The organism is Shewanella sp. FJAT-51649 (genome assembly GCF_019457435.1).
Taxonomy (GTDB): Bacteria; Pseudomonadota; Gammaproteobacteria; order Enterobacterales; family Shewanellaceae; genus Shewanella; species Shewanella mangrovisoli.
This window is the reverse complement of the sequence record NZ_CP080411.1, coordinates 4,634,438-4,660,788: the sequence shown is the minus strand read 5'-3', so window position 1 is coordinate 4,660,788 and position 26,351 is coordinate 4,634,438. Positions and strand designations below refer to the sequence as shown.

General features: G+C 41.0%; 29 protein-coding genes. 14 read left to right on the top strand and 15 right to left on the bottom strand.

The genetic code is table 11. From position 1 onward, the window contains the following. Positions 1–6: 6 nt before the first annotated feature. From K0H59_RS20410 to K0H59_RS20390, 5 genes are read right to left on the bottom strand one after another with little or no spacing between them, the layout of a single operon-like run. Complete coding sequence (locus K0H59_RS20410; RefSeq protein WP_220054214.1) at positions 7–396, bottom strand: hypothetical protein; 390 nt, start codon at positions 394–396, stop codon at positions 7–9. Between the two features lie 13 nt (positions 397–409). Then, the gene (locus tag K0H59_RS20405) at positions 410–628 is read right to left on the bottom strand and encodes a hypothetical protein (RefSeq protein WP_220054213.1); all 219 of its coding nucleotides are present in this window, start codon (positions 626–628) and stop codon (positions 410–412) included. A gap of 43 nt (positions 629–671) precedes the next feature. Continuing rightward, positions 672–869 (bottom strand): hypothetical protein, encoded by a 198-nt coding sequence (locus K0H59_RS20400; protein WP_220054212.1) that lies wholly within the window; start codon positions 867–869, stop codon positions 672–674. A gap of 10 nt (positions 870–879) precedes the next feature. Next, complete coding sequence (locus K0H59_RS20395; RefSeq protein WP_220054211.1) at positions 880–1,044, bottom strand: hypothetical protein; 165 nt, start codon at positions 1,042–1,044, stop codon at positions 880–882. Positions 1,045–1,067: 23 nt separating this feature from the next. After that, complete coding sequence (locus tag K0H59_RS20390) at positions 1,068–1,391, bottom strand: hypothetical protein (RefSeq protein ID WP_220054210.1); 324 nt, start codon at positions 1,389–1,391, stop codon at positions 1,068–1,070. Between the two features lie 482 nt (positions 1,392–1,873). On the opposite strand from K0H59_RS20390, the gene tenpIN reads away from it, so the two are divergent. Beyond that, positions 1,874–2,314, top strand: coding sequence for a type III toxin-antitoxin system TenpIN family toxin (tenpIN, locus tag K0H59_RS20385; protein ID WP_220054209.1), 441 nt, complete (start codon positions 1,874–1,876; stop codon positions 2,312–2,314). A gap of 502 nt (positions 2,315–2,816) precedes the next feature. On the opposite strand, the gene K0H59_RS20380 is transcribed toward tenpIN, so the two are convergent. Further along, a complete protein-coding gene (locus tag K0H59_RS20380; RefSeq protein ID WP_220054208.1) occupies positions 2,817–3,254 on the bottom strand; it encodes a PACE efflux transporter in 438 nt (145 codons plus the stop codon). Positions 3,255–3,383: 129 nt separating this feature from the next. Between K0H59_RS20380 and K0H59_RS20375 the strand changes: the two genes are divergently transcribed. Beyond that, positions 3,384–4,265, top strand: coding sequence for a LysR family transcriptional regulator (locus K0H59_RS20375; protein ID WP_220054207.1), 882 nt, complete (start codon positions 3,384–3,386; stop codon positions 4,263–4,265). 103 nt (positions 4,266–4,368) lie between these two features. Here the strand turns inward: K0H59_RS20375 and rarD are convergent, their stop codons facing one another. Further along, positions 4,369–5,268 carry an EamA family transporter RarD gene (gene rarD, locus K0H59_RS20370; RefSeq protein ID WP_220054206.1) on the bottom strand — a complete coding sequence of 300 codons (900 nt, stop codon included), beginning with the start codon at positions 5,266–5,268 and terminating at the stop codon, positions 4,369–4,371. 109 nt (positions 5,269–5,377) lie between these two features. On the opposite strand from rarD, the gene K0H59_RS20365 reads away from it, so the two are divergent. Beyond that, positions 5,378–5,830, top strand: coding sequence for an Lrp/AsnC family transcriptional regulator (locus K0H59_RS20365; protein ID WP_220054205.1), 453 nt, complete (start codon positions 5,378–5,380; stop codon positions 5,828–5,830). 344 nt (positions 5,831–6,174) lie between these two features. Beyond that, positions 6,175–6,792 carry an HAD family phosphatase gene (locus K0H59_RS20360; RefSeq protein ID WP_220054204.1) on the top strand — a complete coding sequence of 206 codons (618 nt, stop codon included), beginning with the start codon at positions 6,175–6,177 and terminating at the stop codon, positions 6,790–6,792. 102 nt (positions 6,793–6,894) lie between these two features. Here K0H59_RS20360 and K0H59_RS20355 read toward each other — a convergent pair whose 3' ends face one another. Continuing rightward, a complete protein-coding gene (locus K0H59_RS20355) occupies positions 6,895–7,497 on the bottom strand; it encodes a helix-turn-helix transcriptional regulator (RefSeq protein ID WP_220054203.1) in 603 nt (200 codons plus the stop codon). A gap of 45 nt (positions 7,498–7,542) precedes the next feature. Here K0H59_RS20355 and K0H59_RS20350 point away from each other — a divergent pair, with 45 nt between their 5' ends. Genes K0H59_RS20350 through K0H59_RS20335 form a run of 4 tightly spaced genes read left to right on the top strand, consistent with a single transcriptional unit; the run spans position 7,543 to position 10,510 of the window. Then, positions 7,543–8,247: a B3/4 domain-containing protein gene (locus tag K0H59_RS20350; RefSeq protein WP_220054202.1), complete on the top strand. Its 705-nt coding sequence runs from the start codon at positions 7,543–7,545 to the stop codon at positions 8,245–8,247. Between the two features lies 1 nt (position 8,248). Then, positions 8,249–8,875, top strand: coding sequence for a LysE/ArgO family amino acid transporter (locus K0H59_RS20345; RefSeq protein WP_258405866.1), 627 nt, complete (start codon positions 8,249–8,251; stop codon positions 8,873–8,875). 56 nt (positions 8,876–8,931) lie between these two features. Next, on the top strand, positions 8,932–9,825 hold the full coding sequence (locus tag K0H59_RS20340; RefSeq protein WP_220054201.1) for a dihydrodipicolinate synthase family protein: 894 nt from the start codon (positions 8,932–8,934) through the stop codon (positions 9,823–9,825). A gap of 58 nt (positions 9,826–9,883) precedes the next feature. Continuing rightward, entirely contained in the window at positions 9,884–10,510 is a 627-nt protein-coding gene (locus tag K0H59_RS20335) for a LysE family translocator (protein ID WP_220054200.1), read from the top strand. Between the two features lie 612 nt (positions 10,511–11,122). On the opposite strand, the gene K0H59_RS20330 is transcribed toward K0H59_RS20335, so the two are convergent. The 4 genes from K0H59_RS20330 to K0H59_RS20315 form a co-directional block, all read right to left on the bottom strand. Then, positions 11,123–12,244: a porin gene (locus tag K0H59_RS20330; protein ID WP_220054199.1), complete on the bottom strand. Its 1,122-nt coding sequence runs from the start codon at positions 12,242–12,244 to the stop codon at positions 11,123–11,125. A 72-nt stretch (positions 12,245–12,316) separates the two neighbouring features. Further along, positions 12,317–13,852, bottom strand: a complete 1,536-nt coding sequence (locus K0H59_RS20325; RefSeq protein ID WP_220054198.1) for an ammonia-forming cytochrome c nitrite reductase subunit c552 — start codon at positions 13,850–13,852, stop codon at positions 12,317–12,319. 821 nt (positions 13,853–14,673) lie between these two features. Then, positions 14,674–16,014: a sigma-54 dependent transcriptional regulator gene (locus K0H59_RS20320; RefSeq protein ID WP_220054197.1), complete on the bottom strand. Its 1,341-nt coding sequence runs from the start codon at positions 16,012–16,014 to the stop codon at positions 14,674–14,676. Next, entirely contained in the window at positions 16,004–18,022 is a 2,019-nt protein-coding gene (locus K0H59_RS20315) for an ATP-binding protein (RefSeq protein ID WP_220054196.1), read from the bottom strand. Before K0H59_RS20315 ends, K0H59_RS20320 begins: the two co-directional genes overlap by 11 nt. Positions 18,023–18,389: 367 nt before the next feature. Here K0H59_RS20315 and K0H59_RS20310 point away from each other — a divergent pair, with 367 nt between their 5' ends. The 6 genes from K0H59_RS20310 (at position 18,390) to K0H59_RS20285 (ending at position 24,665) form a co-directional block, all read left to right on the top strand. Further along, on the top strand, positions 18,390–19,649 hold the full coding sequence (locus K0H59_RS20310; RefSeq protein WP_220054195.1) for an alpha-hydroxy-acid oxidizing protein: 1,260 nt from the start codon (positions 18,390–18,392) through the stop codon (positions 19,647–19,649). Further along, positions 19,649–19,972 (top strand): c(7)-type cytochrome triheme domain-containing protein, encoded by a 324-nt coding sequence (locus K0H59_RS20305; RefSeq protein ID WP_220054194.1) that lies wholly within the window; start codon positions 19,649–19,651, stop codon positions 19,970–19,972. Before K0H59_RS20310 ends, K0H59_RS20305 begins: the two co-directional genes overlap by 1 nt. Before the next feature lie 57 nt (positions 19,973–20,029). Continuing rightward, positions 20,030–20,614: a DUF1080 domain-containing protein gene (locus tag K0H59_RS20300; RefSeq protein WP_220054193.1), complete on the top strand. Its 585-nt coding sequence runs from the start codon at positions 20,030–20,032 to the stop codon at positions 20,612–20,614. A gap of 400 nt (positions 20,615–21,014) precedes the next feature. After that, positions 21,015–21,488, top strand: a complete 474-nt coding sequence (locus tag K0H59_RS20295) for a hypothetical protein (RefSeq protein WP_258405865.1) — start codon at positions 21,015–21,017, stop codon at positions 21,486–21,488. Positions 21,489–22,914: 1,426 nt separating this feature from the next. Further along, positions 22,915–24,138, top strand: a complete 1,224-nt coding sequence (locus tag K0H59_RS20290; protein WP_220054191.1) for a polymorphic toxin type 44 domain-containing protein — start codon at positions 22,915–22,917, stop codon at positions 24,136–24,138. A gap of 5 nt (positions 24,139–24,143) precedes the next feature. Then, positions 24,144–24,665, top strand: a complete 522-nt coding sequence (locus K0H59_RS20285) for a hypothetical protein (RefSeq protein WP_220054190.1) — start codon at positions 24,144–24,146, stop codon at positions 24,663–24,665. A 195-nt stretch (positions 24,666–24,860) separates the two neighbouring features. Here the strand turns inward: K0H59_RS20285 and K0H59_RS20280 are convergent, their stop codons facing one another. The 3 genes from K0H59_RS20280 to gmtX all read right to left on the bottom strand — a co-directional run bounded on the left by K0H59_RS20280 (position 24,861) and on the right by gmtX (position 26,351). Then, positions 24,861–25,139, bottom strand: coding sequence for a hypothetical protein (locus K0H59_RS20280; protein ID WP_220054189.1), 279 nt, complete (start codon positions 25,137–25,139; stop codon positions 24,861–24,863). A 100-nt stretch (positions 25,140–25,239) separates the two neighbouring features. Beyond that, on the bottom strand, positions 25,240–25,710 hold the full coding sequence (gene greB, locus K0H59_RS20275; RefSeq protein ID WP_220054188.1) for a transcription elongation factor GreB: 471 nt from the start codon (positions 25,708–25,710) through the stop codon (positions 25,240–25,242). A 20-nt stretch (positions 25,711–25,730) separates the two neighbouring features. After that, positions 25,731–26,351, bottom strand: a complete 621-nt coding sequence (gene gmtX / locus K0H59_RS20270; RefSeq protein WP_220054187.1) for a gamma-mobile-trio protein GmtX — start codon at positions 26,349–26,351, stop codon at positions 25,731–25,733.

The following is a 26,351-nucleotide window of genomic DNA, read 5'->3' as shown; positions in this document are numbered from 1 at the left end:
TACAGCCTAAATGACTTCTTCTTCGGTGAAGAAATATGTCATAAATCCCGTATCATCCTCGGTGTAAGCAACAACTTTCTCAATCGTTAATAATGAAAGCCGAAATGACATTGCCTCCTGATCAGTAATAGGCATCATGCCGAGGAATTCTTCTTCATCTATGACTGTATGAATTGTATTGTTACCTTCGGTAGCTACAAGATAGATCTTACCTCGAGTAAGGGATTTGAATATTTCAATATATTTAGACTCACTTTGAATGTACTCAATCAAGCGAGGCCGAACTAAATCAATTACTTTTTCGTTTGGCGCTAAGCCATATGCTTTAGAGTTAGAAATCTTTGACTTTTTTCTAGCTTGTCGGCGTTTGCTGTTTGCTGCACGTTTTACTGACATATAGAATCCCTACCTAGTCATTTAATTTTTCACGGATGAATTTTCGCCCCTGTGAAAACCACATTCTTGCTTCATCATGGTTGCCATGATCAATAGCACCAATGACATGGCCAAGCCCTGCAATAATGGCCTGTTTTGACACTAGCCCATTTTTATAATCATCAATAATCGCACCTATAAAGGCATCCATTTTGTCATGATCATTATTTGTTAGCTGATCTCTTTTCTGCATATCCAACTCCTACAAATTACCTTCTATCCAACTGATTTAAATGCTAATTTGGTTTACACCAAGTATTACCAAAGCTCAAATCACTAAGTTTTAGATCCCATGCTGTTAACATAACATCGGCAACGTCAGTCGAGAGTTTGTCCTTGTCTGCATCACTCAGCTCATAACGCCTTAAAAGAATTTCTACTTGCTGTTTAACCATTAATGCTTGTTGTTTTTTTTCTTCTAACTTATTAGACACTTGATTTCCCCTACTTATCATCTTTAAAGCCGACAGAACCAAGATTCACAGCGGCTAATATTAAACACAAAAATGTTAACCATAACGCAGCTTGAGTCTGTTCAAAACAAAAGGCAAAAACAACTGATCCACCCAAAAGTAAAAAACATAGGAAAAATATCTTAATGTTTTTCATACTGTTTTCTTAACCATTTCTGTTTAGTAACAAAACTCAGTATAGACTTCCGAGTCTGATCCAACCGTCGAATAACAAGTAAGGTCATGGAAGTTACGCTGTTCATCATAAAATCCGTTTGGTGCCGTTACTGCGATTTTCTGACTCGACAGCTCTTTTAAGTAATCAATGCTATTTTGCGTAAAAAAACCTCCAGCATTATAAATTTCTTCTTTCGCTTCAAGGGATAGTGATTTGTGTATCTGTTGTATATCCAGATACGCCTCCAAGTTTTTTAAATCCCAAGGGATATAACTTGGTTGCTGAAAAAGAACGAATGGATCTTGTACGGCTATAATTTCTTTCATAGTGAGATACTCTAATCACAAGTGATAAGTGAGGTTCCTTTGAGTATACCTATAAGAACCATTCATTATAACTAGGTTCATTAAAATACTAAGCAATATAAATGAGCTACATCAAATAAACCATTCAAATGAGCCACCTCCGCCCATTTTTAATGGGGGGAGAGCTTTTGAAGTCTACAGAAGTCCCCATGCGGTAAGGGATAATCTCCACTTTTACTTACATTGTTGACAGATGGGCTATATTATTAAGTTGTAGCTTGTGGAGGTAGGAAAATCCCCACGTAAAATAACCCCAAATTCCTGTATTATTGTGGAGGTAGGAAAATCCCCACGTAAAATAACTCCCAAATTCCCGTATTAGCTACCTTGAACCCCAGTTCTTTAACTGGGGTTTTTCGTATGGAGTAATTGTGCTTTTAAAGAAACTATCCACGTTGTTTTACGAAGATAACCAAACTCTAATTTAAGCTTTAGATTTTGATATGAAACTTGGCCAATGGATGCAAGGCACAGTCCCAGGAATGCTCGCTAAAGTCCGTGGCCATGGCATAGTGAAAATATCTTTAGGCGGTTTAACATTTGCAATCCCTGTTCATTCGAATATCAAGCACCGTGCTTGTTTGATCCTTCATCGAATCAAGAATCCAGCAAACCCTCAGATTAAAGGCATGGGGCTCGATTACTCAAAAGCAATGCTTATCAGAGATCAAGCCCACATATCAGATGAAGTTTTCGGACTTAAGCCAAGAGCAGCCTTCCAGCAACTTAAAGGCAAAGAAGCCGAAATTTTAGAGCAATTTACGGCCTACGTTGATAAATACATCCATGCAAGAAATTCCAGTGATAAGAATATCCTTAATAGTATGGAATATAGGCATACTACACTGGTTAATTACCACGCAGAGTTAGGATTATTGTGGTAGAGGAATAAAGTCTCTATCCTTGGTGTTTTCTGTTGATGTACTAACCTTGGTGTTTAAATCAAAGAATATGATTTGAATTATAGGTGTAATTTTATACTTATTAGTTAGTTATTCGATTTTTGATAGTTGGCGAAGCCCCACTTGTTATGACTTGGGCAGCTTTTTGACATCCGAATGCAAACGTATATGACGAGTAATATGATTACTGCTTCTTTTACGCTGGAACCCGTCTTTCGTGGGCTGTGGCACTATCGTCATAATTTAAGACGCAGCAATGGCCAAGGTTAAGTTTGATACTAAGTAATAAAGATTCATACTGAGTATTAAAGTATCATACTAGAGTGGCGGCGCTCACATAGGTACGCTGCCATTTCTAAATCCCTTATGCCCCAAAGCGAGTTTCGAGCAGCCTTGCGTACCGAGAAACGTCGCTCTTTTTGACCAAATTTTAGTAATGCAACACAGATTTCAGTATTAGTGGATTAAGCATTCGGTTTAATACCTAATGTGACATAGCCTCAGGTATTTCTCGAGGAATAGGAAATATCTTGTCGTAAACCCAGTTGTAAACAAAAGCATAGACTATATAAAATGCCACGAACCCCAGATCCAGCAATAGAGCTTCCAGCAAGCTAATGTTCAGCCACCAGGACATAACAGGAAGTGCCACCAAAAGCAGTCCCGCTTCAAAACCAAAAGTGTGCACCACTCTTTGATTCAAACTTTTATGACTGTAGCCTTGATTTTTGATCAAAAAATGGTCAAACCCAATGTTATAGACATAATTCCAGACCGTTGCCAACAGCGATAAGAACAGCGCTAATAAGCCCATGTGATTCAGTTCAACTCCTGCGATCCAGCTTGCCAACGGGGTGACAATCAATAATCCAATAAATTCGAAGCCAATAGCATGGCGCAGGCGATCATTTCGGGTACGCATAACAGATTTTCTCAATCAGGTTTGATCAAAGTAAAGCCAAATGTATAGGTATTTCTTGATATAAACACGTTGGTATCTATCGTTAAAACAGATAGATTTAATCCAGATAGTTCAATCCAAGGGGAATAAATGAATCCGACACTGGAATCTCTCAGGATATTAGTAGCCGCAGCTGAAACGGGTTCCTTTTCGGCGGCTGCACGCAAGCTAGGCAAGGCGCAATCAGTGGTTAGCACTGCTATCTCCAATCTGGAAATCGATCTTGCTCTGACCTTGTTCGAAAGATCTGGTCGTTATCCGCAACTGACACATGCTGGTGTTCGGATGGTACAGGAGGCAGAGACATTGCTAGCGCAGAGTGAGCGTTTACAGGCGGTTGCAGGTGAATTGGCTTCAGGTATTGAGTCGCGTCTGACACTTGCTATCGATGATGACTCCCACTTGCCATGGCTCGGTGGTTTATTGGAGCATTTTGCCACACGTTTTCCAATGGTAGAGCTTGAGTTACTTTTTCCATTGATGGAGGACGTCACTGATTTACTGCTCTCAGGCCGTGCCCAGCTTGGGATAAGTTATAAAAACGAAAATCCGCAGCGCGAGATTGTCTCTTGCTCACTAGGTGAAGTGGCTATGCCGATCGTGGTTTCTACTGAACATCCGCTGGCTCGAAAGCAGCCACTGGAAGAGATTGACTTGCAAGGCTCGCGACAGTTACTGGTTACTGGACGACGGGAAGGTAGCGAACGTCAGCGCTTTCGACTCTCTGCGCAGGTATGGTGGGTAGAGGGGGATCTTGGAGTGATGGAACTAGTGAAGCGGGGTTTGGGTTGGGCTTCAATTCCTGCTTTTTTAATCAAAGAGCCGCTGGCACGTCAAGAAATTGTGGTTCTGGAATCAAACTTGATAAGCAGTCATGCCCTAACGTTAGAGCTACAATGGCACCGCGCTCGGGCACTGGGACAAGCAGGTCGATGGCTCAAAGAAACACTGCAGGCGAGAAAGCCATTTTGAAGGCTACAATGAGATTTCTGTATTGCCCAATTGCGGTTTGACGTTATTAGCTAAGTGCTGATAACTGGTTAGTATCTATCCTAATTTGGCAGAGGAGCAACACCTAGACATTTCTTGATTTAAACATGTTAAGCGCACCCTCTAACATCAATACAATAACGGCTGACCAAATGCCTATATAAGTAGGCCATTCACTTGGGCTAATTGTCTCGCCAAGCATGATAGCAACGATCAGTAACAGTAAGGGCTCAACATAGATAAGTAGCCCGAAAAGGCTCAGATTCAAGTGGGGAGCTGATAATGATTGTAACCCAAGAGCTAAGGCACTGATTGCACCTAAGCCAATCACTAACCAAAGTGATTGGCTACTGTCACTATAACTTTCAATTACATAGCCACCATTTAAGATGAAGTAAATGCAGAACGGGACACTGAGCATCATATCAAACCAGACACCTCCAATGTTATTGGTGTCAGTTTTATGCCTTAGCCAGAAGTAGATTGGGTATCCTAAGCAGATAGCCAAGGTCGGCCAAGTTAAGGTTTGAGAAATAGCAACCTGGTTCACTACACCAAGTAAAGCAAACAGACATGCAATCCATTGCATTGTTGACATCTTGTCCTTAAAGGCAAATCGACCAACCACTACCATCGTGATAGGCATTATAAAATATCCTAGTGATACTGCTAAGCCATACCCATTACCGGGAGCCCACATGAATAACCAAAGTTGAATACCGATTAAAAAGCTGGATGCGATTCGAGTTAGCCAAAAGTTTTTTTCATGGATTAATCGGTGATAAATTGTGATGACTTGCGACCAATAACCCCGAACGATAATGAAGATGGTTAAAAGGGGAATAGTGAAGAAGATGCGCCAACCATATATTTCTTCTCCACTGAGAGCTTCCAATAAGGCCGTGTAAGCAAACATTAATGCAAAGAGTGCAGAGGCGGTCACATTAAGACTGACACCGAGCAAGGTATTGGGAGCTGATTTCATAACGTCCAAACGCAAATGAGCAATTGAGTTGTATTTTATTGTGTTCTCTTTGGGAAAAGATCTCTAAATTAATGCTATTTTCGATAAAATTTCTCACTTGGATATCATTATGTCGCTCGATAAATACGATCATGCGCTTCTCGCCTTGTTGCAAGTGAACTGTCAAACTCCACTGCGAGAGTTGGCTGAAGCTGTTCACTTGTCGACGGCTTCTGTTCAGCGTCGTATTCAAAAGCTGAAGGACAGCGGCTACATCCAATCGACAGTGGCAATTTTAGATCCCGATAAACTGAAAAAAGTCATCACTATCTTTGTTGAAGTTCAGGTTGAAAAAACCGATATCAATGCACTCAGACAATTGAAACTGGACTTTTCTGGTCCAGAAGTACAGCAATGTTACTACGTAACTGGGGATGCGGATTTTATGCTGGTTCTGCTTGTACCGCACATGCAACGTTTCCAAGAGCTTTGTGATCAAATGTTCCATAATAACGCGAATGTTAAATGGTTCAGAACAATTGTGGCTTTAGACCGAGTTAAGACGACTTTAGATGTGTTGTAGTATAACGCTGCATCAGCGGAGAGAGGTAATTCATTCCTAATTTGAAGATACCCCATTACGGGCTCTTCACTGATAGTATTTGGAGTTCTGGATATCAAGGAAAATAGTGAAAATTTTTGCGCGATCGTACAGATGCAATTGTATTGCTCATTATATCAATGACTTATTGGTTTTTATTTGATGTGATAGATTTGAAAAAAGCGCAAATAGGCGTAATTGAAGATGGTGTATTTGGCGGGAAGCTGATAAGTTTTTACATAAAGATAGTTAACAGTGTCACTAGTCCAACGAGGTAAACACATGCATGCTGAAGTAAAAATGTTATGTGAACAGGAGACTCCTTCATGAAGTCCAATAACATTAAAAATGTTATTTTTGATATTGGTAATGTCTTCGTTCGTTGGTCTCCGATAGAAATATGCAGACTCACATTCGGTGACAATGTTGAACTATCTGCTACAGCTAGTTCCATTTTCAATTCAGACATTTGGCTAGATTTAAATAAGGGCTTTTTCTCTGAGTCCAAAGCTAAGCAACACTTTATTAGAGCTTTTAACTTCACTGAAAATGACATTGAAGCTTTATTCTTTTACGTTAAAGAAAGTTTGATCCCTATTTATGGCACTCAATCTTTATTAGAACGAGTGAAATCATCTGGCTATAATGTATTTGCATTAACAGATAACGTCACTGAAATAATTGAACACCTTCAGTCCCGTTACACCTTCTGGCCTGCTTTTGATGGTGTTGTCACTTCTTGCGAACTGGGTGTCTTGAAACCTAATCCGGAGATTTATCAGCATTTATTTAACAAGTTTGGTTTGGAGCCAGCAGAATGCGTTTTCCTTGATGATATGCAGCATAACATTCAAGGCGCTAAAGCCGTGGGTATGCATGGCATTCAATTTTTAAATGCAACTCAATGTGAAGATGAACTAATCACTCTTGGATTAACGTTTTAACGTTCACTTAGCAGAACTTGGTGTGGGATTGCTTCACAATCCCACAAGTAAAAGTTTGGCGCTTTTGAGCTCAATCCGACAGCACACCCCGGATTGGAAAGCTTACCTATGCAACTCTGCAACACTCATCGTAAAAACCAAGTCAGAGTCAGCATGATTTGAGTAGCTGTGAGGGACATCCGTTTTAGCTATAGCTGATTGACCTTCAAATAGTTCTATTATTTGACCATCGATATTCAAAGTGAGTATTCCTGACTCAACATGAAAAAGTTCAAACGTGCCTTGTGGATGAGCTGAGGATTCAAACGTTTCTGATGGTTTCATATCCCAGCGCCAAAGTTCAATCATATCGGGACCGCTAGTTCCTGCCAGAAGTTTTGCGCTACCACCGTACTCGCCAGTCCAAAGCGTTGGAATGTCCTCTTTATCAATGACGTTGACGGTTGGACTACTCGCAACATTCACAATATCGGCAACAGAAATCCCAAGAGCAGCAGACAGTTTACATAACGTTGCAATGCTAGGGTTGGCGGCACCTTTTTCTACTTCTACTAACATACCTTTACTGATGCCAGCTCTTATTGACAGGGCATCCAGTGACAGTTTGAGATGTTTTCTATGTTCCTTGATCCTTGCTGCTACAGCTTGATTTATGAAATCAGCATCAGCACCATCAATGGTCGTTATATTGACTTTTTTAGTCATTTCAATGTATCTTGCATAAAAATGAAACACTGAAGGAATTATCTAATGGTTGTTATAGTCCCGTCAATCGATGCTCGAATTTCCCACATTGCACCGGAATTCAAAGCATTGAGCATATCCGTTAAAGGAACGGAAGTTCGAAACCCAGAGTACGCAAAACAGGTTCTGCAAGAAGCCTGTTCTTCCGTTATTGAGAATGACTATTCATGGGCAGAATCTCACATCAATGCGTGGGGAGACGTTTTTCGTCAATTTGGTTCTAAGCCAAATCGAACCCCTTGCTCTGCTTCGACACTTCGAAAACGAGTATTAAAAGATGGCGTGATGCAGAGCATTGACCCTATTGTAGATATTTATAATGCCATCAGTATTCGATACGCCATACCTGTTGGTGGTGAAGATATGGATAGTTATCAAGGAATTCCAACACTTACTATTGCAGATGGCACTGAATCCTTTGACACCATGAAAAATGGTGAGGCTTTAATTGAAAACCCTGAAGTTGGGGAAGTTATTTGGCGCGATGATATAGGTGTAACTTGTCGTCGTTGGAACTGGAGACAAGGTGTCAGAACCCGGATAGAACCTAATACTCGCAACATGTGGTTTATTCTAGAAAGCTTGCCGGAAATGCCACTAGAACACCTACAGGAAGCAGGAGATGAAATGATCAAACATTTGCAAGTGATCATGCCTGGTTCTGTGATAGAGCAATCGTTGGTGTTTGCTTCTAACTCAATTGAGGATTGATGTGATAATTACTTTGCTAACGGGTGCAGTTGTTTCTGGAAGTTTAATTGTCGCAATCGGTAGCCAAAATGCGTTTCTATTAAAGTGCGGATTAAAAAAGCAATATGCACTTTCTGTTGCCACTATCTGTTTCCTTGGCGACATTCTACTCATCAGTACAGGTGTACTGGGTATAGGAAACTTGTTCTATGAAGCACCATTATGGAAAGACATTTTGACTCTTGGCGGAGTCATATTTCTTTTCTGGTATGGCTACCAATCTGCAAAATCAGCCTGGAAAGGTTCAAGTCACCTTGCATTGGAAAAATCGGACATTGACCAAAGTTGGTTAAAAGCCATTTTGATGGCGATGGCTATCACTTTTTTAAATCCACATGTATATCTGGATACATTGGTGATACTTGGTGGTGTGACTGCTCAAATGACACCTGATGAAAAACTATTGTTTGTTATAGGGGCACTGGTTGCATCAGGGGTATGGTTTTATGGCTTGGTGTATTTGGCTAACAAGTTGATCCCACTCTTTAGTAAGCCAAGAACATGGCGAATGTTAGATTCAGTGATTTCATGCATCATGTTTGGTATTGCATTAAAGCTGGCAACACCTTTGTTAAGCCAATACACATAGAACGTCGCTATAACGCAATTTTTCAACAAGTTAATTCTATTTAGAAGGTGAATTTTATGTTTGTAGGGCTATCTGCATTTCCATTAACACCAATGTACGAAGATTCTATTGATGAAAAAGCTTTTATAGGGCTTATTCAGCGCTTGGTTAATGCTGAAGTGGATTCTATTGGGGTATTGGGTTCGACTGGCAATTATGCGTACTTCACAAGAGAAGAACGAAAAAGAGTCGCACAGATTGCGGTTCAACACGCAGAAAAAATACCTATCATGGTTGGTATTAGCGCCTTGAACCTAAGAGATGTACTCCAAAATGCTGAAGATGCGCAAATAGCAGGTGCGAATGCTGTGTTATTAGCGCCAATGTCATATCAAAAGTTGACTGAAATTGAAGTGTACAAGTTATATGAAGTTGTCACTTCCAAGCTATCTATTCCCCTGTGTGTCTATGATAACCCAGGAACAACACATTTTAATTTCAGTGATGAACTGCATGGGCGTATTGCTCAGTTACCCAATGTCAGATCAATAAAAATCCCTGGTGTGCCAATGGAACCTCAAGCAGCTTTAGATCGAGTAAACCGCCTCCGTGCTTTAATTCCGGAGCATGTATCAATAGGTATCAGTGGGGATTCATGTGCTGCAACAGGATTAAATGCAGGATGTGAAGTTTGGTATTCAGTCATTGGAGGCTTATATCCTGAAGTGGCTAAATCACTCACCACAGCTGCGCAAAAAGGGGATATAAATGAAGCTTTGCGCCTGTCAAAACGCTTAGATCCGATGTGGGAACTATTCCAACGTAATGGAGGAAGTCTCCGTGTTGTGGCTGCTGCGGCAGAGATTCAAACCTTAGTTAAGTCTCCTTGTTTACCGTTGCCAATTAGGGCATTAGAAGGTGACGCAAGAAAAGAGTTAGCAACATTACTTGAAAGTTTAGAGTTGTCATAGTTATAAATGTGGTGGGTAAGTTTTTGAATTCAAGGAGATGTAATTAAGGGATGTCGCTATGGAAGATATTAATTACCCACTAATTTTGGTCTCAGCATTGGCTGCAATATCAAGCCCTGGACCAGCAACACTAGCCATTGCTAGTGCATCGATGAGTAGTGGTCGTATTTACGGCTTAACCTTGGCATGTGGTGTTCTAACTGGTTCACTGTTCTGGTCTTGTAGTGCTGCATTTGGTTTGGCCGCACTACTAAATTCAAATATTTGGCTATTAGAATTTATGCGGTACTGTGGAGCTGCCTATCTGATTTATTTGTCACTTAAATCATTACGTTCTGCTTTTGGAACATCCACACTAACCCTATCTCAGAGTCATTCAGCAACGCTGTCCAATATCTATTTCAAAGGGCTACTTATTCACCTCGCTAATCCTAAAGCTATATTGTTTTTTATCTCTCTTTTTTCCATTGGTGTTCCTGCAACAGCAAAGACATCGGACTTGATATCAGTGATTTTATCGGTTGGATTATTGAGTTCTAGTGTCTTTCTTGGTTATGCACTTCTTTTCTCTAATCATAGAGCAAGATATATCTATCTAAAATCTAAAGTTATCTTTGAATGTACGTTTGCTGCATTTTTTGGTTTTGCTGGTATTAAAATTTTGACTGCAGGTATTGTTAAATAGTAGTAGTGTATTGGTACACTCATGGAGAGGTCACCATGCCGATAATGGTTTTCTCCCGATTATCCGCTTACTAGTAAACTGCTGCTGTTAGTGACAGACTTAGAAAGAGTACAACAGCTTATGGTGACGGCAATGAACGCCAACATTTCTGTATCTCTGCTCAGGTCAGGTGGGATGAGGGGGACTTAGATTGGGCATCTTTTACCAGCCATTCTGATCCAGCTGCCATTGGTACGTGTGGAAGTTCAAACACTGAAATCTGATTTATATCAACAGTAAAGCATTGACACTAGGGCTTCAATGGCATCGTGCAAGTGCGATTTTGCCTTAAAGGGGAATAACTGCCTCTAGCTCTTATGAAAGTGTTAGCAGCTTTTCTGACAAGGAGTATGAAAGAGTTACTTAAAATGGTAAAGAGCTATAATGGGACAGTAATTGATAGGGAAAGTGTAAAAATACTATTGCTGAGCTATTTTTAAAAATTAATAATACTCTGAGAGCTGACAATAATTATATCTCAAAAAATATTGATGCTTCAGCTCTAAACTGACTTCTAAATGTTATGTTTATGGAAAGTTTGGAGCTGAGCATTAAATTGTTTAATGTGTAATTTTAAAAGAAGAAGTTAATTCCTAAAGCTATTCCATTTAAGTCCCCAGAGTTCACGCCGTCAATATCGCTAAGGTCAATTTTATTTTCAACAAAAAAAACCGTGTCTTCACTAAATTTATAATGTAGTCCAATCATTAAAAACTCTTGGTTGAATTCTCCAGTGAAAAAATTGTCTTTGGTTGGTTCTAATTCTAGATGAGACAAAAGAGCCAATGGGATTAATCCATTGTCTAAATGGTATGCAATCATCAACTCATATCCCTTTGAATCAAATAGCTCTCCTTCATAAAGCTCATTTTTATCGCTGATATGAAAATTACCGCCTATATAAAGCCCATTTGCTTGGCGACCCTCGGAATAATGATAATACTTACCGTATGAAAATCCAAAGCCATATATTTGACTCGTTTCTTCATTGTATTTGTTATTGGTAGAATTAATTTTATATCTATTGAATCCTGCTACTAGTTTGAATTCATTAGTAAGATAATAGCTTCCACTCGCTCCATAGCTATCAGACAATTTTATATTGGCATCATTACTTTCTTCTACAACTATATTCTTATGATTATTGGCTTCATACTGTATGATAATACTCAATCCTCCCCAGCTATTACTGTATTGGAGAGCTGAATCAGCTCTTCCTGTGCCAGTTAGTCCACCATCTCCAAAGGTGTAAACTCCAACGCCATATCCTGTGTAAATATTGGGTAAGTCAGTTGTTTCTGCTACAGAGTAATATGCTCCCCATTGTTTACCAAAACTCAGCTTTCCCCATTTATCATTCTTTAAACCAATATAGCCTAATCTGTTGTATAAAAAATCATCATCCTTCTCATTGCTAAATTTCCCATTGTAAAATGTAGCATTATTCCCTCCATCTACTAAATTAATTCCCCACTCTGTAACTGCAAAGCTTGTCCAGCCATTATTTTCAGTTCTTTCAAATGAGAAGTTTATTCTTGATGAGTTATCTATAATCTCAGTATCTAACTCATCCCGTAGTGCAACACCCAGCCATCCATTTAAATTAAGGGTGTTAATTTCATCTTGATAAAGTGGAGTTGCATTTGATACACATGAAAACAAGGTAAAAATAATGCTTAATAGTATTTTTCTCATGATTATCTCAAAAGTATAATTTCATTAGATGCCACTACGTAAATGTAGTGGCACTTTTATATGGGGAATTATTTAGAGGTTTTTACACTCTTTATCAAAGGCACTTTTCATATCAATTGGATAAATTATGTTTTTGTCATAACTCTCTGTGCTGCTCGCCTTTTCAATCCACTCTTTACGAAGGTTTTTAATGAAATCACATTTACCTTTCATGTATTCAGGACGGTCCTGAAGGTTAAGGATTGCAAATGCTTTCTCTTTTGTATCAAATTCAGGTATTTTGAAATTTTTAACTCCATATTTATTGAAGATATTTTTCAAAGTATCTCTTGCTCGTTTCGCTTTGAATACTGCATCCTGAATTGCTTTAACTGTTTCTCTTGGTGCGTGCACATAAGCAGCCCTTGGGACAGAATTTAATTTCCAATATGAGCTTCTGATGTCTGCCAATACTGGAGCCATGTCAATATCTGTTGCTCCAGCTCTCCAAGCCTCTCCCGCCTCAAGATGAGCTTTGGCTAGATTATCTAAAGCATCAGCAGCCATTTCATCTCTATATTTTTTCTTTCCTGAAACCATAGATTTCATATCACTTTCATTTTTTTTATGACAGCGAATACAACTTTGTTCTATTGTCTCAAGTGGACTTCCAATTCTATGGTTACTAAAGGTCGCACTGTCATTAGAGGTTTTAGGCATGTGACAGTCAGGACAAGATAGCCCAACTTTTCCATGAATATCTGATTTTAGTAATTCAAAATCTGGATGTTCTGGCATTATAATAGGTGTTTTTGAAATTGGGTTTATAAAATCAAAATAAGGCTTCCCTGATGGAAAATTATCTCCATTATCATAAAACTTTTCCATATCATCTAATGAAAGGCCATTTTTCCATGGAGTTCTAGTAACTGTAGCAACTCTCTTTTCTCCATTTTTATCGACCCAATCAACTTGCTCGGTATATGCTTCAAAATGGCATTGAGCACAGACAAGAATCTTTTTATCTTTTTTTGATGAACTCGAAAAATCAGGTAGACCTGCTTTTTTCAACATTTCATCAAGCCAAGTAGGAACTACTCGAAGTTCGGCAGTTTTAGGATCATGACAATTAGCACATCCAATAGGGTTTAATGCTTCACTTCCATATTTTGTCCAAGAACTTGATAGGAACTCCATTTCACCATCTCGCTTAATTAACTCAGGTGAATTAGATGTGTGACATAAAAGGCAACGTGAGGTTGTGTCATCACTTCCATGTGCTCTCGGGGTTCCACCATCAGGTGCAAATGAAAAGTCGATTATTGAGTAGAAATGCCCTCTAAGCCCTTGATACACTGGGCCTGTAATATCACTTGTTCCAGCTCTAATTATAGCCTGAGCTGGATGAGTATTTATTGTATCCTCCCATTCAGATATTTCTTTAGTTTTTAACCACGATTCATATTGATTCGGGTATTTTTCACGCCAATTTGAGCTGTTTTCTGGATGAGCTATATCAGTCACGGCTACATTAGTTTTTTTGACACTATCAATATCATTCCCGGCATAACAAACTATCGATACAACGAATAGTGGTATGGAAAATACTTTTACTACTTTTTGTTTCATCATTCACTCCCAGTTTTAGAGGAACTTACGACATTTAGTTGCAAATCCCAGTCAGTATATTGGTTATTGTTGATCATTATACCGACCGACGTAACTGTTGAATGATGGTAAATTGAACTAGATCCCATATCTAACCCATTATTGCTATTGATCAAAAAGTTTAGTCACCAGAGCACATACTATTTCCATATCATCTTGAATAGAAAGGTTTTTATGGTAGTTGTTAATTAGGTTGACTAAATGTGTCTAGATACGGTAGGAGAGTAATAAGGTCTCTATCCTTGGTGTTTTCAATCAAAGAATAAGACTTGAAATATAGGTGTAATCTTAAATTTATTAGTCCGTTAATAGCATTTTAGTTGTGAGTGAAGCCCCATTAATTCTGATTTGGGCAGCTTTTAACACGCGAATGAAAGCGAATATGACGAGAAATATGATTAGTGGTTCTTTAACACAGGAGCCAGTCCTTCGTGGTCAGTTGCACTAACCTCATAATTTAAGGCACAGCACTTGCCATGGTTAAGATTGACACTAAGTAATAAAGAATCATACTGAAAGACACCGATCACATCGGTGTACTGCCTTTTCTAAAACATTTATGCCCCATTCCTTGTTTCGCATGACTTGACTAGCTCTGCTTGGTACTGGATTGTTGGCCTAATTTTTGTAATGCTGGAAAGTGGCTTCGATTTAAGTGGCGATTCAATATTTCACCCACACTATTGTTCAGAAGTTAGTTGGTTATAACGTTCGATAGTTGCGTCTCGTTTCTGCTCATATTTAATTGCTCAACAATACTGCGAATGATTCTTGAGCGATGGTCATTCATGTTTGCTTAATCGTCGACTTAAAGCACTTTGGGTGATCCCAAGTAATTTAGCCGCCGCGCTTTGGTTGTTATTGGTGCGGATAAGCGCCTCATGGATCAACTGCTGCGTTGTTTCGCTGATCGTAGGCAGAATAGCTGGGAAGGTCATCCGCTCTATTGGGGGCGTGAGTTGCGGTTGTTCTAACACCCTAAAAAAGGGCGCGAGTGCGAGTTCTTGGCCATGACTTATCCCAACGGCGGTAAAGGTGAGCGCTCTTAATTCGGCAATATTACCGGGGAAAGGGTAAGTTTCTAAGCGCCGGGCCAGGTCATGGGGCAGGGCGAGGTAGTCTTTACCCAACTCTTGGCAGGCTTGTTCGGTAAAATGCTGTAATAACAGGCCTATATCGGTAGTGCGCTCGCGAAGCGGCGGCAACTTTAGCCGCTGCGGTAGCAGGCAATAAAGTAAGCCGTGGGAAAATCCTTGCTGCTCTAGCTGTTCCAATGAGCTTGTGGTGCTAAACAGCAAACGGCATTTCAGGGCGGTTTCTCGCAGTGAACCTTGGGGAAAATAGCGTTTGCGTTGGCACAGTTGGCTGAGCAACCTTTGGACTTCGAAGCTTGCGAGCTCAAGATTATCCAGCAATAAAAAGCCCGTGCCTGCCATATCCAGTAGTCCCACTTGATTGGCGCTGCCAAACAGTTTTTGCTCCAGCATTTGCATCGATAAATCGGCGAGTGACACTTCTGGCAATGGTAGTTCAGGGCTCACCAGTTGTTGCAGCGCATGGGCAAATACGTGTTTGCCCGTGCCCATTTCTCCTTCGAGTAATATCGGCTCGCGACTGTCTTGCAAGGTCGCGGCGAAGTTAAAGCAGTCGTGCATTTTGATATCCGTGGTGAGTATCTGATTGAATGCACTGAGATCCATACGGTTAAAGAAACCGTCCTTAACTTGATGATAGCGCCGCTCCAGCCCAATGACTTCCATGGCGCGCCTTACACAGAGCAGTAGCTGGTCGGTGGAGCTGGTCTTAGTGATAAAATCGTAAGCACCTTGTTTCATGCACTCGACGGCTATTTCGGTCTCATTGAGGCCCGTGAGGATAATGACCCTGACATAGGGAGCTTGCTCGCGGATGTCCCTTAGCAGCTGCCGACCATCGAGTACGGGCATATTCAGGTCGAGCAGCACTAGCGCGATATCTAGATCATTGATCAATTGCAGTGCCTGACGGCTGTTCTCGCAGGTGTAGGTCTTGGCCTCGGGAATATGCCGATTAAGTAGCATATCTATGGTGCGTAACCAGCGGGTTTCGTCATCGACGAGCAGTATATTGCGACTAAGCTTCATTGCTCATTCCTAAGAGAATTTTCATTTCGGTGCCGATATTGGGCTGGGAGTGGATAAGCCACTGGGCGCCGTGTTCGACCAGAATTTTGTTGGTGGTTGAGAGTCCAAGCCCTGTGCCGCCCTGTTCGCGCCGAGTGGTGAAAAACGGTTCGCGGATCCGCGACTGAATATGGGGCTGCATACCGCAACCATTATCAATCACCTTAAGGTAGACTTGTCCCGCTTCCACTCCGGTTTCGATGGTCAGCAGTCTCTCGGGTTTATCCATCGCCAGACAGGCATTTTGAATAAGATTGATCAGCACCAACTGCAGCTGCAGTTCATCGCCCTTAATTGCAGGTAGATTAGGCGCAAGCGCGAGCTGTAAGGACAAGCGTTTGACATTGTTATGAGTTAAGCGCAGCGCCGTTTCAACAATTTGATTGAGCGCGAGTGGTTTGACATTGCTAAGCCCGTGGCGGGAGAAATGCTTAAGATCGTGGATAATACTGCCGATGCGCTCGGCAGATTCCTGCACCGATTGGCTGGTGAAATTTAGTTCCTCCAATCCCTGTTGTAGCTGCTGCGTGCTGGCAGCGAGCGATGCCCGCTTAAGATCGTCGATAATATCCTGCATTAGGCTTATGGATTGGGTGATTAACCCGACGGGATTGTTGATCTCATGGGCAATTCCCGTTGTGAGTTCCCCAAGGGAGGCTAGGCGGGTCGATAACTCACTTGCCTGTTTAAGTTCGAAGGATTCGGTAAAATCTTCTACAAACAGGGCGAGCATATTGTCTGAAATTAAATGCAGGCTGAATTTCCAGCGTTTATGGTCGAGGGAAAATTCGACCTGCTGTGAGTCTTCGCCGCTAAATCCCGAGGAAATTAATTGTGTGAGATCCACCTTTGGATGGGCCTTCGCGAGTGTATCGGGCTTTAATATCCAATGATATTTGCCGTTTTGCCAAAGGGTCTGTTGCTGTTTATCCAATAACATTACGCCGTAGGGCAGGCCATCAAGCACCGAATGAAACTGCGCCGACACGCGGCTAATTTCGGCTTCGGCCCGCTTACGTTGCAACAGTTCTTGCCTCAATGACTTGGTTTTTTGCCTAAGCACTAGGCTGATGTAAAGGGTAATGAGTAGCCCAATGCTGGAGATAATTGCTGCGATCAACGTGCCTTGAAACAAGTCTTTACGTACTTGTCCTAGCTCAATTTTTTCTTTACCAAAGCCGACCCATTTGTAGAGTAAATCATCGAAATAACCGCCGTGATAACGCTGCTTTAAGACCTCAGTAACCGCTTTGGCAAATATGGGGTCTTTATCTGACATGATTAAATAAAACTGACTAAAGAGTAATGGATTACCCGCGGTTTTGGTCATAGGGAACAGCGGTAATAGCCGCCGTGCGCAGTAAAATTCGGCCAGTACAAAATCCACCTTCCCTGCAGATAACTGCTCAAATCCCTGCTCATTGGTGACAACGGGGACGAGGATAAAATCCTGCGGATTGGCCTTAAGATACATATCCATCGACGAGCCTTGTTTCACGGCAACGCGTTTTTTTTTAAGCGCCAGCCACGAGTCAGCATTGCCTTCGGTGCGGCGATTGTAGGCACTGATATAAGTCGGCAGCAGCGGCAGGGCGCGATTGAGGTCAAGGTTTGTCCCAGCGGGCACATCGATTACGGCGAGCTGTCTTGCTTGTTGCGTTACGCTTTGCAGGGTTTTATCTAGGGTTTGACGTTTTATCGTGAGGTCATATTGCAGCTTTTGTGCGATCTGTCGCGCCAATTCGATGTTAAAGCCAGTTTCTTCTCCGGCCTCGTTTTGCCATTCAAACGGTGGTGTGTTGCTGTGGACATTAAAGGTGAATTCCTGCGGCGCAGGTTGAGGCGTGCTGATGTTTTCAGCTGCGCTTTGAACCACAACACTCGGGGTCAAGACTTGGGCTAAGAGTAAACCTATTCCCAATCCCCATGTCCGTAAATATTGCCAATCATTCACCAAAATTATCACCATCCCGCCTTGTCTTTGGCGCTAACCATAAGCCCAGTTTGCGCGCATTGGCAGTTTGTAGGCATTTTTCTGCTAATCATTTCACATTTAATTTGTTGATAGATTTCTATCGAGAGTTTTTATTGTATTGAAAATTAATGTGAATTTTGGTTTTTGGCGGCTAAATAATCCGCGATTATGCAAAAATGCATAATCGGGCGTGCGTGCATCAAACATTTTTAGACGAAGGGACCTATCGCTAAATTTTGGCTTTGCATGTTACCCCTTAGGAAATAGCGCGGCGTAAATTGATTCCCGTGAGCAAAACAACTGAGCACTCTAACAATCGAGTAGCATAAAAATCATCAGTAGGAACGTAGGGGACATCAAGATGGATAAACACTTAGACCAAAATCGCCGTGAATTTTTAACCAAGGGCGCCGTACTGGCCGCTGCTGCGGGCACCTTAGCGATGTCGGCATCATCTTCTGCCAATGCGGCGAACGCCTCTGTGGTTGCCGCAGCGGCAACTACCACAGAAGCGCCAAAAGCCGTTGCGGGTTACATTAAAGATCCTAAAAACTTAAAAGATGTGCTCAGTAATGCCCGCAAAATTTTAGATACCTGCGCTGCGTGTGACTTAGCGGGCGCTGGCCGCTGTAACGGTAAAGGCCCTTGCGGTGAGTCGGTTCCGGGTATGGGCGGCATGCGCCAAAGTTTCGTGCGTAACATCGAAGCGTTTGAGGGCATGAGCCTAAATATGCGCAGCCTGCACAATGTCACAAAACCGAAAATGGAAACCGAATTACTGGGCGTGAAATTAGCCATGCCAATCCTGACCGGGATCACCGGCGGCTTAACCTACAACATGGGCGCCGCCAACAAGTTAGCCTTCGATGGCGAAGTGATGACCGAGGAAAAATACGCCCGCGGCATTATTGAAGGCGCGGCCAAGGCGGGCTGTTTAGGCTGGGCGGCGGACGGTATTGGTGATCCATTAGAAACCTACAAACGCCGTTTAGAAGTGGTCAAAGAATTTAAAGGCCGCGCGATTGCGCAAATTAAACCCCGTACTCAACAGGAAATCTTCGAGCGTATCGATGCGGTACAAGAAGCGGGCGCGCCTTTCTTTGCCATCGATATCGACTCTGCAGGCCGCGCCGCGCGTGCACTGCCGGGCAAAACCGTTGAGCCAAAAGATTTAGCCAAACTCAAAGAAATCGTCAAATACGCCAAGATCCCGTTTATGGCCAAGGGCGTGATGACAGTGGAAGAAGCGCTGATGTGCGCCGAAGCGGGCTGCGGCGCGATTGTGGTTTCAAACCACGGCGGCCGCGTACTGAGCTCAACGCCTGCGACTATGCATGCGTTGCCAGCGATTGTGAAAGCGGTACGCGAGCGCGGCCATAAGATGGCAATCCTCGTCGATTCTGGTGTCCGTGATGGTGGTGATGTGCTCAAGGCGCTGGCGCTGGGCGCTCAAGCGGTATTAGTCGGTCGTCCTATGCTGCGCGCAAGTTTAGGCGGCGGCGCGGCTGGGGTTGAGATGCTGTTCAAACGCTTCCAAGGCGAGCTTGAATCTAGCATGGTACTGACTGGCACTGCGGATGTGAACAACGTCGACCCATCCATCCTTATTCGGGAGGTTTAATGAATATCACCACAGCATTTCGATTCGGTTTAGCCGCTGTGGTTGCCTCAATGTGGGTGTTACCGCAAGTACAGGCAACGCCCTCGGAGCAGGACAGGCACTATGGCGGTGGTGGTAAGGGCGCGGTGGTGTTCTCCTACGAGACCCATGCTCGAGGCGGCTTTTATACCTGTCAGGACTGCCACAGTACGGTAGATGGCAAGGCCCTGTTCGAGACGCAGCGTTACAGCTTTACCATGAAAGACCACAACAGCGGTCAATTCTGCTGGGCTTGCCACGATGGCAAAACCGCCGAGCGTGAATGTAAGACTTGCCACTATTAAGTTATACCCATCAAGTAAAGGGAAGTCACTGTGGCTTCCCTTTAATGAGGAGCTTAAATGAAATCTTGTGTAACTATGTTATTTGCCGCCCTCGGATTAAGTGCGAGCGTGCAAGCAACCGAGCAAACCTTTGCGCTGCCTGCCGAGTCAGGATTAACCGCACTCAAATTGGTTGAAGTGACCCCAGGTACCTCATGGGCACAAAAAGATGGCGTACTCATCAGCCAAGGTGAAGGCGAAAGTTATCTGGTGACCCAAGCCGATTACGGTAACTTTGTGTTAGAAATGGATTTTAAACCGAGCGATGAGATTAATGCTGGCGTGTATATGCGCTGCGCTGACATCACTAAAATCAAAGCCAATACCTGTTACGAAGCAAATATTTGGGATAAGAGCAAAAAGGAACAATTTCGTACAGGTGGGATAGTTGACCGTCAAGCAGTGACAAATGTGCAAGACACCATCAATCAATGGAACCACTATAAGTTGACTCTAAACGGCGACATCATTGAAGTCGAGCTCAACGGCAAAGTAACATCTACTTTAAAAGACAGCCAACTCTCACAAGGGTTTATCGGCTTTCAACATAAAGGACAAGGTAGAATAGAAATTAAAAATATTCAACTTACTAATATAAAGTAAGGGATTGAACATATCTCAATGTGGTTTAGAAAAACATAAAGTCCATAAGTATTTTGGACTTTATGCTTTCTGTATCATTATCATCTCATCCGACAGTCCAGTCTTTTTGTTCACTTAAAGATGAAGTAGATATCTCAAATTAATTGCCCCTGAATCTCCACCGCTTTTGTAGTTTGAATTAGGGCTCGAAGCTGTGCAGTCAGTTGATGAATTTGGCATGCCCATTCGGAGTTTCGTATGAGTGAGCAACGTCTACTTGCTACTAACTCGTTGACCAAATTTTAGTAATGATACAGAGTGCCTACTACTAATGGATGGAATATCATACAGTGGCCAAGCGCATCAACACTAAGAAGTAAGGCATTCTCGCATGTACAAATTTACATATTATAGAAATCTAATGTTAGCTGCTGTTTGCTTATTTTTTGGCGTATCTATTATGTATGTGCAATTAACTCAAGTAAACGGTGGCTTTCCATATAAAGAGGATTTGGCTGTACATGAAGGCTATATTGATTGGGTTCAAAAACATGATTACGGTATTCGCTTTGCGTTTGTAAATGATAAATATAATTTCAACTACCCATCCAAATCTAATGGTCAAGGTATTGTTTATGACTCTTTAATTAACTCCAAAGGTGTTCAAGTCAAAGTGCTATTTGAGCCAAGAGACGGAACTAAACCAATATATACCGTTAAAGAGTTCCACGATGTCTTCGAAATTAAGGTGGGAGAGAATATTGTTCGTTCTTATGCAGAATCTGAAAAGGATTGGAAATCAGACAATTTACTAATGCCTTTCATAGTAGTGCTCTTTTTATTTGGTGGACCATATATATGGTGGAAAACCAAAAAAGAGTTTAAGAATGCCTAACAAACGCTTTATGATGGGAAGCAAAAAGCTTGGCTTGCGCTCCTTCGTCGCTAATTTTAGCCAAGCTTTTCGCACCCCATAAGCGGGCATCATCTCCATAAAATTTTAATCCGAAACTCCAAAATTAGAGTTGGGGATCTAACACGCTTTTGTCCCGAAGTGAGCTACAACGAGTATGATACTTTAATACTCGGTTGTGGCTCGGTTCGGACTAATTTGTGGCAATTAGTATGAATCTTTATTTTTGGTATATTTAATCTAGAACCGTACGAGCAGGGAGTCGTGGTTGTTCAGTATGGAACTTTATTCCTCTCCAGCATTTTCAACCCAAACGGTGCTAGCAAGTCAAACTATACAAAAATCTTGAGCAAAGCCTTTGGTGTAGCAAACACAAAAAATGAACCAGAATAGTCAGTAAAGCTGACTTAGGCTTAATAAATCTTGAAGTTAGGCATGATGAGTATATTTTTATTTTTCCTAGGGCTTTTTGAGCTAGATTTTGGTTGCTGATATAAAGGCTTAGCTCCACTCAATACATGCTCAGCATAAACCAATTGTCGCCTCTTTTTTTCCTCTACTAGCTTGTCATATCCCACATACATACATCTACCTACTTAAAAGCCTATGCTGTTAAGCATAGACTAGCTCTTGTATGTAGAAATTACACTATAAAAATGGTTATGGTTTACGATCTATCGAGTGGAGTTGCTCTTTGAGCTAAGATCATAACACTGAGTTCATGGAGCAAGCATTGACATGAGATCTCTCAAGGTATGAGATGGTAGCTTTAATCTTGCCATTCATGTTAGGGATGCGAAAAGCTTTAATAGGCTTGCTGCAAAAGATGAGTCTGAATCGCTAACAATTCTGTAGACTGGATTTAAAAGCATGTAAAGTGGAACACAGATTAGGTCTAAAGTCCCCTTCAGCCACGAAGGGACTTAATCTTTATTTCGACGATGCCTCATTTCTTGTTTCTTATGACTGAACCAGCGTTGATTGGCACTGTTCTGTTGACTTGATTTTAGTAATTCTACAAAGTGTCTATGGTAGTCAGTGGAGATTCAGGCTTGATTGTATTGTTTCCAATTAGTTGTTATAGGGCGAGGTTGAGGTTCGATTGGTTGGTCTGAAAATGATGCTAGTCTCATCATTGGTTTAAAATTAACTCAACCTATTTTAAAAAAACAAGATCCAACTAATATACTTGCTTGATAAATAAGATTTATCAGTTAATAGATCTTATTACCACGGAACAACTCAATTACCGTTAATTAATTCAATTAACACCAATGTTGCATTTTTGTTGATATTAAACAAAAGTGAAACAATTGGTGTGAGTAGATAAATGTTGCAACAAACAAACAAGTGTCATAACATCTTTTCTAGATTGTAACGATCAAATTTCTTAAATGGACTTAATTACATGAAAAAATACCTTGCAGCAACAATAATAAGTTTTATTTCTTTTAACCTATATGCAAACACAGAAAACTGTGCATTAATTGAACCTAACAGTACTATGGAACTCACCATAAAAAGAGATAACAATTTCACGAATTGTTTCAAGGTAGGCTCAACAAATGAAGCAAATGAAATACAGATAACTGTACTTTCAACAGAGAAAATAAAGAACAACGTCACTCTTTTTTCAATAAATCCAGATTCTACCGCTGAATATGTAGCTGAGTATTTATCAGATGATGATTCGACAAATGCTATTGGCCTAAAGACTTACAATAGAGAGATTGGTTTTGAGATAAAACCTAAGACTTACACTCAACTTGACAAAAATATTAGAATAACCCACTTAACATATGAAAATACATCTCAATTGGTTATAGAGATAAATAATGTTGCAACACCGCCGAAAAAACCTAATCCAGATGATGGAACATGCCGTCAAGTTGGGGGGAAATGGGTGTGTAGGGCTCCAAAGGTTATTCAGCCCCCACAATTATTTGCTCAGGGACTAGCTGCAAATACGTGTTCAGCAGATCAAAAACCGCCTCAAGATAAAAATAAAAACTTTGATATTAACAAACACCTATCTCAATTTACTAAAGCTGGTAAAGCAGCATCTAGATTACCTGCTGGAGGATTAGGTGCTCGAGTAGCAATAATGACTTCAATGTTCTACTCAGGGCGTAAGTATGATTTGAAGAACAATCCTGGCACTGATTATAAATCAGGCCAAAATTTCGGGAATTGGTTTTATGGAGCCGCAGCACATGAGCTAGGTTTTTCGGAAAGCGACGCATTAAAAGCCGGGGCTATAGTTCAACAGTATCAAAACTACAACTATAAAAATAACCCAAACTACAATGATATAGGCGCTCTCGTTACTAATTTGACAGATGCATTAATAACTGGAAATGGTGATAATCCAGATGACCCTGGCGTTATCAGCGGTGGCTACAGTTATGCTCAAAATATTTATTCAAAAGATCCCAAAAAAGATAGTAACTCTGATTCATGCAATTCAAACAGTGTCGGTACAGGCACTGCATCTAATGGTGATACAGCATACGGAGGAGGATGGTCAACAGGTGTATTTATTGGTACAGGAACATGCTATGGTAATTGTGGATATGGAGCTTCAGGCTCTGTGACAATAATAGATTTCCCATATCCTAGAGATCAAAACTAATTACTATGAAACATACTTTAATAAGCTTAATAATATTACTCCTTTATATGTTGTTATCTTTAAGCGATTACAGCTTTTCCTGGAGCCACCTTAAAGATGGTCATTTTTATGATACATTATCTTTATCAATTTTTATTACGCTATTTATTGTATGTCTTTATGTGGATAAAATAAAAATCAGATGGTTTTTAAGCACAACTATTACGTTAGTTTTTGTTGTTTTTACAATCATAGGTTGGCAGTTTAAATTGCCAATCTATGAACAAAGAACCTCTTTAGACAAAGATATTGATTTGCTGCTTGAAAAGCATAGCGGAGGCGCGCTATCAAATGGGTTTTTAAATGTTTCGATTTTAGAGGGTAAATATTTTCTATTTGAAAAGCACACAGTGATAAAAAGTTATGACAATATCAATACAGGAGTTGTAATAACTGATAAAAACTATGTGTATCTAACCTTGATATCTTATGATGGGCGCGAGTCAACTGATAGGTTAAATATAAATGAAATTAGTAATATGTACTGACAAACTGACAAACTGACAAACTGACAAACTGACAAACTGACAAACTGACAAACTGACAAACTGACAAACTGACAAACTGACAAACTGACAAACTGATCAATATTAAATTTTTTAAACATTCCATCAAGATTCCATTACTTACAAACTTTGAACATAGGTCATAACCTACGCACAGATTGTTGGATAAATATAGACTCAATACGAATAATCTAGGATCAGTCTTTTGAACATGTGACTGCCTGGGTAAAGTGGGAACGACTCACCTGCTTGCCTTAACACTCCAGATTTTAACCATGCACCAATGATTTCTTTATAAATAGGGGGCAATTGTTCTATTGACGTACTGTCAGCGGTTCCCATTCCAGCATAATAACCTAAATGTAAGGTGCTATCTTCCTGGGAAATTAACAAGTAAGGAGTGCTAATCTCTTTGTTAGTCCAACTTTTAATGTTATCAATTTCAATTTGACTCATAGAGAACTTATCCAACTAAAATACAATAAAATGTACAAACATTTTAATTGTGTGATCAGAAAAACGGATTAACGCCTAGAAACCTAATATTTTTCTAGCATCATTTGTATTGTATTGAGTTTATGTACCATATTTGATCACCAACGGGAGTATGAACAGTAACCTCATCATCGACTTCTTTCTTTAACAATGCTCTCGCCATAGGTGCATCTATCGAAATATAGTCATTTCTACCATAGATCTCGTCAGGGCCAACTATACGGAACCTCTTTGTATTACCTGCGTCATTTTCGATTTGAACCCAAGCTCCGAAGAATACTTTTCCATCTTGTTGAGGGGAATATTCGACAACCTTAACCGCTTCAATGCGTTTTCTAAGGTAACGTACACGCGAATCAATTTGCCTAAGTAATCTCTTGTTTTCCTTGTAATCAGCATTCTCTGAGCGATCACCAAGACTCGCTGCCCATGCCACCTTTTTGGTGATTTCAGGCCTGTATTCACGCCAAAGATGGTTAAGTTCTGCATTCAGCTTTTCGAAACCTTCACGGGTGATCAAGTTAGTTTTCAAGGTTCTTCCTACAGATTTATCTAGAGGTACTGTAAAGCCTTTTTTATAGCATCTATCGTTGCAACGGGTAAAAAGGGCTCGTTATCATTGCCAGATACTATACTGCCATGCTGCCCTACCTCCAATTGATTCCGCCGTCTAAATTCATCAGACAACAGATACTCAAGAGCTTCTCGCTCAAGGCTTGTTAGCCTTTTTGTGAGAATATCAGACGATCTTCCATCAAAAATCTCTATAACTTGGTTAATAGGAGCTATTTCAGCGACTGCACGCTCGGCAACAATTTTTTGTGAATACAAGATCCTTGCCTGTAGTTTAACAACAGGATCTTTAAGTTCATCTATCCAAGCATAACTTTTGCCATAGCTTAGTTTGTTACTCTTTGGGGTGTTTGAGGATTGCTTGGCAAAGCTTGAAATTAAAGTGCGATAGACTTCACCTGTTTTATTTCGAATACTTTGTGCAGCGGGGACTCCTCTGCCTTTACCGAGACGGGCAATAGTCGCGTAGCTAAATTCATTTAGCCCCCGTTGTTGCTGCTCAGTACAAATTTGATATATAGCTTGCAGAGATTGACGGACTCGCTCTGAAACCTGTGATTTCAGTTGTTCTAAGACGATATCGGGAGAGGTTTCAGGCAT

Excerpts from the sequence above, each read along its gene's own strand:
- K0H59_RS20375 (WP_220054207.1), top strand. The coding sequence starts at position 3,384 with ATGAATCCGACACTGGAATCTCTCAGGATATTAGTAGCCGCAGCTGAA.
- K0H59_RS20410 (WP_220054214.1), bottom strand. The coding sequence starts at position 396 with ATGTCAGTAAAACGTGCAGCAAACAGCAAACGCCGACAAGCTAGAAAA.
- K0H59_RS20280 (WP_220054189.1), bottom strand. The coding sequence starts at position 25,139 with ATGAGTCAAATTGAAATTGATAACATTAAAAGTTGGACTAACAAAGAG.
- K0H59_RS20325 (WP_220054198.1), bottom strand. The coding sequence starts at position 13,852 with ATGAAACAAAAAGTAGTAAAAGTATTTTCCATACCACTATTCGTTGTA.
- K0H59_RS20405 (WP_220054213.1), bottom strand. The coding sequence starts at position 628 with ATGCAGAAAAGAGATCAGCTAACAAATAATGATCATGACAAAATGGAT.
- K0H59_RS20340 (WP_220054201.1), top strand. The coding sequence starts at position 8,932 with ATGTTTGTAGGGCTATCTGCATTTCCATTAACACCAATGTACGAAGAT.
- K0H59_RS20305 (WP_220054194.1), top strand. The coding sequence starts at position 19,649 with ATGAATATCACCACAGCATTTCGATTCGGTTTAGCCGCTGTGGTTGCC.
- K0H59_RS20295 (WP_258405865.1), top strand. The coding sequence starts at position 21,015 with ATGTTAGCTGCTGTTTGCTTATTTTTTGGCGTATCTATTATGTATGTG.
- K0H59_RS20365 (WP_220054205.1), top strand. The coding sequence starts at position 5,378 with ATGTCGCTCGATAAATACGATCATGCGCTTCTCGCCTTGTTGCAAGTG.
- tenpIN (WP_220054209.1), top strand. The coding sequence starts at position 1,874 with ATGAAACTTGGCCAATGGATGCAAGGCACAGTCCCAGGAATGCTCGCT.
- rarD (WP_220054206.1), bottom strand. The coding sequence starts at position 5,268 with ATGAAATCAGCTCCCAATACCTTGCTCGGTGTCAGTCTTAATGTGACC.
- K0H59_RS20285 (WP_220054190.1), top strand. The coding sequence starts at position 24,144 with ATGAAACATACTTTAATAAGCTTAATAATATTACTCCTTTATATGTTG.
- K0H59_RS20360 (WP_220054204.1), top strand. The coding sequence starts at position 6,175 with ATGAAGTCCAATAACATTAAAAATGTTATTTTTGATATTGGTAATGTC.
- K0H59_RS20320 (WP_220054197.1), bottom strand. The coding sequence starts at position 16,014 with ATGAAGCTTAGTCGCAATATACTGCTCGTCGATGACGAAACCCGCTGG.
- K0H59_RS20355 (WP_220054203.1), bottom strand. The coding sequence starts at position 7,497 with ATGACTAAAAAAGTCAATATAACGACCATTGATGGTGCTGATGCTGAT.
- K0H59_RS20300 (WP_220054193.1), top strand. The coding sequence starts at position 20,030 with ATGAAATCTTGTGTAACTATGTTATTTGCCGCCCTCGGATTAAGTGCG.
- K0H59_RS20310 (WP_220054195.1), top strand. The coding sequence starts at position 18,390 with ATGGATAAACACTTAGACCAAAATCGCCGTGAATTTTTAACCAAGGGC.
- K0H59_RS20315 (WP_220054196.1), bottom strand. The coding sequence starts at position 18,022 with ATGGTGATAATTTTGGTGAATGATTGGCAATATTTACGGACATGGGGA.
- K0H59_RS20290 (WP_220054191.1), top strand. The coding sequence starts at position 22,915 with ATGAAAAAATACCTTGCAGCAACAATAATAAGTTTTATTTCTTTTAAC.
- K0H59_RS20330 (WP_220054199.1), bottom strand. The coding sequence starts at position 12,244 with ATGAGAAAAATACTATTAAGCATTATTTTTACCTTGTTTTCATGTGTA.
- gmtX (WP_220054187.1), bottom strand. The coding sequence starts at position 26,351 with ATGCCTGAAACCTCTCCCGATATCGTCTTAGAACAACTGAAATCACAG.
- K0H59_RS20390 (WP_220054210.1), bottom strand. The coding sequence starts at position 1,391 with ATGAAAGAAATTATAGCCGTACAAGATCCATTCGTTCTTTTTCAGCAA.
- K0H59_RS20380 (WP_220054208.1), bottom strand. The coding sequence starts at position 3,254 with ATGCGTACCCGAAATGATCGCCTGCGCCATGCTATTGGCTTCGAATTT.
- K0H59_RS20350 (WP_220054202.1), top strand. The coding sequence starts at position 7,543 with ATGGTTGTTATAGTCCCGTCAATCGATGCTCGAATTTCCCACATTGCA.
- K0H59_RS20395 (WP_220054211.1), bottom strand. The coding sequence starts at position 1,044 with ATGAAAAACATTAAGATATTTTTCCTATGTTTTTTACTTTTGGGTGGA.
- K0H59_RS20335 (WP_220054200.1), top strand. The coding sequence starts at position 9,884 with ATGGAAGATATTAATTACCCACTAATTTTGGTCTCAGCATTGGCTGCA.